The sequence below is a fragment of the Daejeonella sp. genome (genome assembly GCF_044342615.1).
GTDB lineage: Bacteria > Bacteroidota > Bacteroidia > Sphingobacteriales > Sphingobacteriaceae > Daejeonella.
This window is the reverse complement of record NZ_JBIIPN010000177.1, coordinates 1-4,428: the sequence shown is the minus strand read 5'-3', so window position 1 is coordinate 4,428 and position 4,428 is coordinate 1. Positions and strand designations below refer to the sequence as shown.

Annotated in this window: 4 protein-coding genes; all 4 read left to right on the top strand. The window is 38.6% G+C overall.

Features of this window, described 5'->3' with window-relative positions:
- On the top strand, positions 1–1,272 hold a 1,272-nt coding region (gene uxaC / locus ACIQ0D_RS11775; RefSeq protein ID WP_395805850.1), incomplete at its 5' end, for a glucuronate isomerase.
- Positions 1,273–1,326: 54 nt separating this feature from the next.
- A complete protein-coding gene (locus tag ACIQ0D_RS11770; RefSeq protein WP_395805848.1) occupies positions 1,327–2,622 on the top strand; it encodes an MFS transporter in 1,296 nt (431 codons plus the stop codon).
- An 88-nt stretch (positions 2,623–2,710) separates the two neighbouring features.
- Complete coding sequence (locus ACIQ0D_RS11765) at positions 2,711–3,754, top strand: Gfo/Idh/MocA family protein (protein WP_395805846.1); 1,044 nt, start codon at positions 2,711–2,713, stop codon at positions 3,752–3,754.
- A gap of 63 nt (positions 3,755–3,817) precedes the next feature.
- Positions 3,818–4,428, top strand: a 611-nt coding sequence (locus tag ACIQ0D_RS11760) for a Gfo/Idh/MocA family protein (RefSeq protein WP_395805844.1), incomplete at its 3' end; no start/stop codon positions are given.

Here is a 4,428-nt window from a genome sequence, read left to right as displayed (position 1 = left end):
GATTCAAATTTTGAAAACCTAACTCAAATTTGGCTGTACGGTGATCATTACAAATGGCGTGCTATGCGTGCCAATGGGATTGATGAAAAATACATTACTGGTAATGCTTCTGATTTTGAGAAATTTGAAAAGTGGGCCGAAACAGTCCCATACACTTTAAGAAACCCACTATACCACTGGACACACCTCGAACTTCAACGATATTTTGATGTGTATGATATTTTATCTCCAGCTACTGCAAAAAAAATTTATGATGAATGCTCCGCCAAACTTCAAACCCCTGAATATTCTGTTCGACGCCTCATTCAAAAAATGAATGTCGAAAGCATTGGCACAACTGATGATCCAATGGATGATTTAGCTTCTCATCAAAGAATTAAAGCGGATGGTTTTTCAACCAAAGTTTTACCTTCTTTCCGACCAGATAAGGCTATGAATGCGGAAGATGTAGTAGCTCTTCAAGCATATATCCAGAAATTAAGGGTACTAACAAATTTACCAATTGATAATTTCAAAACCTATCTTCAAGCGCTTAAAACCCGCCATGATTTTTTTGCCGAAATGGGCTGTACTGTTTCTGATCATGGTCTAGAGCAAATGTATTGTGAAGAATATAGTGATTGTGAAATGGAGCTGATCTTTCAAAAGATTTTAGCTTGCGATAACCTAAATCCTACTGAATTAATAAAATTTAAGTCCTGCATGCTTATTAATCTCGCTCATTGGGATCATGAAAAAGGCTGGGTTCAGCAATATCATCTTGGTGCTTTAAGGAATAATAATTCAAGACTTTTAAGTCAGTTAGGACCCGATACAGGTTTCGACTCTATTGGTGATTTCTCGCAAGCCAAAAACTTGTCAAAGTTTTTAAATAAGCTTGATTCTTCTGATAGATTAGCGAAAACTATTCTCTATAATCTTAATCCAGCAGATAATGAAATGCTAGCAGCGATGACTGGAAATTTTAATGATGGTACTATAGCCGGAAAAATGCAATTTGGAGCAGCATGGTGGTTCCTTGATCAAAAAATGGGAATGATTAATCAGCTCAATGCACTATCCAATATGGGTCTTTTAGGTCGTTTTGTAGGCATGATAACCGATTCTAGGAGTTTTTTGTCTTATCCAAGGCATGAATATTTTAGAAGAATCCTCTGTAATCTTATTGGTCATGATGTCGAAAACGGAGAGCTTCCGAATGATATTGAATGGCTTGGAAAAATGGTTGAAAATATTTGCTACTTTAACGCTAAGAAATATTTTAATTCTTAATTACGATTAATACTCAATGATTTGAAAAAGCCTGTTTTAACAAATTCACAACCAATGACAAATTATCGTTGGACTGTCTGTGCGCTCGTTTTTTTCGCGACTACAATCAATTATCTTGATAGGCAGGTAATTAGTCTTCTGAAGCCTATACTTGAAAAAGAATTTGATTGGAGCGAGTCAGATTATTCAAATATCGTAGCTGCATTCCAATTGGCCTATGCATTTGGTATGTTGGGCGTGGGAAGTATCATTGATAAAATTGGTAGTAAATTAGGTTATGCTATTTCATTAGTTCTTTGGAGCATTGCTTCCATCATGCATGCTTTCGCTAACTCAACTTTTGGTTTCGGCGTAGCTAGGGCATTTTTAGGTGTTACAGAAGCTGGTAACTTCCCTGCAGCTATTAAAGTGGTTGCAGAATGGTTTCCTAAAAAGGAAAGAGCCTTCGCTACAGGCATTTTTAATAGCGGGACTAACATAGGAGCGGTAATTGCTCCTTTGATCGTTCCATGGCTTGCTTTGACCTATAGCTGGCAAATGGCCTTCATAGCTACTGGTGCTGTAGGGTTTCTATGGCTTATTTTTTGGTTTTTATTATATCGTGCTCCTTCTAAACATAAATTGGTTAATGCAGCCGAGCTTGAGCATATTCAAAGTGACACTGATTTTGAGAAAGCAGATGGAAGTAACCCTGAGGAGGATATTCCATGGAGCAAACTGCTAACCTACAAACAAACATGGGCTTTTGCTGTTGGTAAATTTTTATCGGATGGCGTTTGGTGGTTTTTCCTCTTTTGGCTACCTGCTTTTTTAATCTCTGAATATAAATTGGTAGGAATGGAAATTAGCTTCCCTGTTGCCGTTGTTTATTTGATGGCCGGTGTTGGTAGTGTTGCTGGTGGATGGCTTCCTATGTGGTTTATGAATACCAAAGGCTGGAATATGGTGCGGTCAAGGAAAACATCGATGCTCATTTACGCTGTATTCCCAATTCTAGTTATGTTTTCGCAAGCCGCAGGTTCTTACAATATGTGGTATGCTGTATTTATTATTGGGGTAGCCATGGCGGCTCACCAAGCTTGGTCTGCAAATATTTTAACTACCGTTTCTGATATGTTCCCTAAAAAATCTATAGGTGCTGTAATCGGAATTGGAGGCATGGTGGGGGGCTTTGGAAGTATTACCGTAGCAAAAACAGCAGGTGCCCTTCTCGATTATTATAAAGCACAAAACGATGTTCAAACGGGCTATTATATTCTTTTCTTATTCTGTGGTACAGCTTATTTAATTGCCTGGTTTTTGATGTTTAGGGTCTTGGCTCCTAAAATGACGCCTATTCATGCTAAATAAATAGTCTTATTGATTAGAATATTTTTATTATTTACTCTAAAATGCTGTAAATTAACTATTTAATACATTAATCGATTTTTATCAAAATATGAAGTCAAATCAAAACCGCAGATTATTTATAAAAAGCTCTGCTATTGCGGTAGCGGGTATCGGACTAGGTGTTCAAGGATTTGCTGAAAATGTCTATCCTAAATCGATAGGCAATTTAGATGAAGGTACTAGAGTGGGAATCATCGGATTGGATACCTCGCATAGCATTGCCTTTACCAAAGCACTTAATAGTCCGACTGCGGGGCCAGAATTTGGTGGTTTTAAGGTTGTTGCAGCTTATCCTTTTGGTAGCAAAGAAATTAAAAGTAGCTTCGACAGAATTGCTCCTTACACGCTTGATATGAAGAATTTAGGGGTAGAGATAACAGATTCTATTGCTGATTTATTGAAGAAGGTTGATTTTATTCTCTTGGAAACGAATGATGGCCGTATGCACCTTGAGCAAGCCTTAGAAGTTATAAAATCTGGGAAACGATTCTTTATCGATAAACCTATTGCAGCTTCACTTAAAGATGCCGCTGCGATTTTTACTGCCGCAAAAAAGGCAAATGTTAGTGTTTTTTCTTCTTCTTCATTGAGATATACCAGTGGCGCCCAGTCGCTCGCTGCTGGCAAACTCGGCAAAATTTTGGGTGCTGATACCTATAGCCCTTGCGTTCTTGAAAGCACACACCCAGATCTTTTTTGGTATGGTATTCATGGTGTAGAGTCATTATTTACATTAATGGGGACTGGTTGCAAGGAGGTGGTACGCGTGAGCACTGCTGATACAGAAATAGTTACAGGTACTTGGATGGATGGTCGTATTGGAACTTTCCGTGGAACGCGTTCAGGTAAATCTGGCTATGGCGGGACTGTCTTTGCAGAGAAGGGAATAGCCCAAATTGGTGATTACGAGGGTTATAATCCACTTCTTGCCCAAATCACAGATTTTTTTAAAACTGGAATTGTACCAGTGAGCGCCTCCGAAACGCTAGAAATTTGTGCGTTCATGGAAGCAGCTGATGAAAGTAAAAAAAGAGGTGGAGCACCCGTAAGTATTGATTATATGTTTGAAAGAGCTTCTTTAACAAGGCCTTAAATCAATTATTTTCAATAATTCTGAAATAAAATTTATCATTTATCTTCTCTGAAAAATATCGAAATGGAAAATTCCGAAAACCGCAGAAAATTTATCAAAAAAACATTAACAGGAGCTGCAGTGCTTTCTTTTGGAGGTGTTTTGCCCAGCTTTAGTGCCAAAAGCTATGCCCGTATTCTTGGCGCAAATGAGCGTATTCAGGTAGCAGTAATGGGTGTAAATAGTCGCGGTTTTGCCCTAGCCTCAAATTTTGCTGCTCAAAAGAATTGTGAAGTTCGCTACATTAATGATGTAGATAAAAGGGCAGCTGAAAAATGTATTGCCAATGTGGCTCAAATTCAAGCATTTACACCTAAGGCTCAGCCAGATTTTAGAAAATCACTGGAAGATAAGAACCTTGATGCTTTAGTAATTGCAGCGCCTGATCATTGGCATGCTCCAGCAGCTATATTGGCATCCGCAGCAGGAAAACATGTTTACCTAGAAAAACCATGTAGCCATAATCCCCATGAGGGTGAACTGCTTATGGCGGCGGCAAAAAAGTATAAAAATGTCATTCAGATGGGTAATCAGCGTCGCTCATGGCCCAATATTCTAGCTGCAATTAATGAATTGCATGCCGGAATTATAGGACGACCATACGCCGCAAAAACTTGGTACACTAATAATCGCCC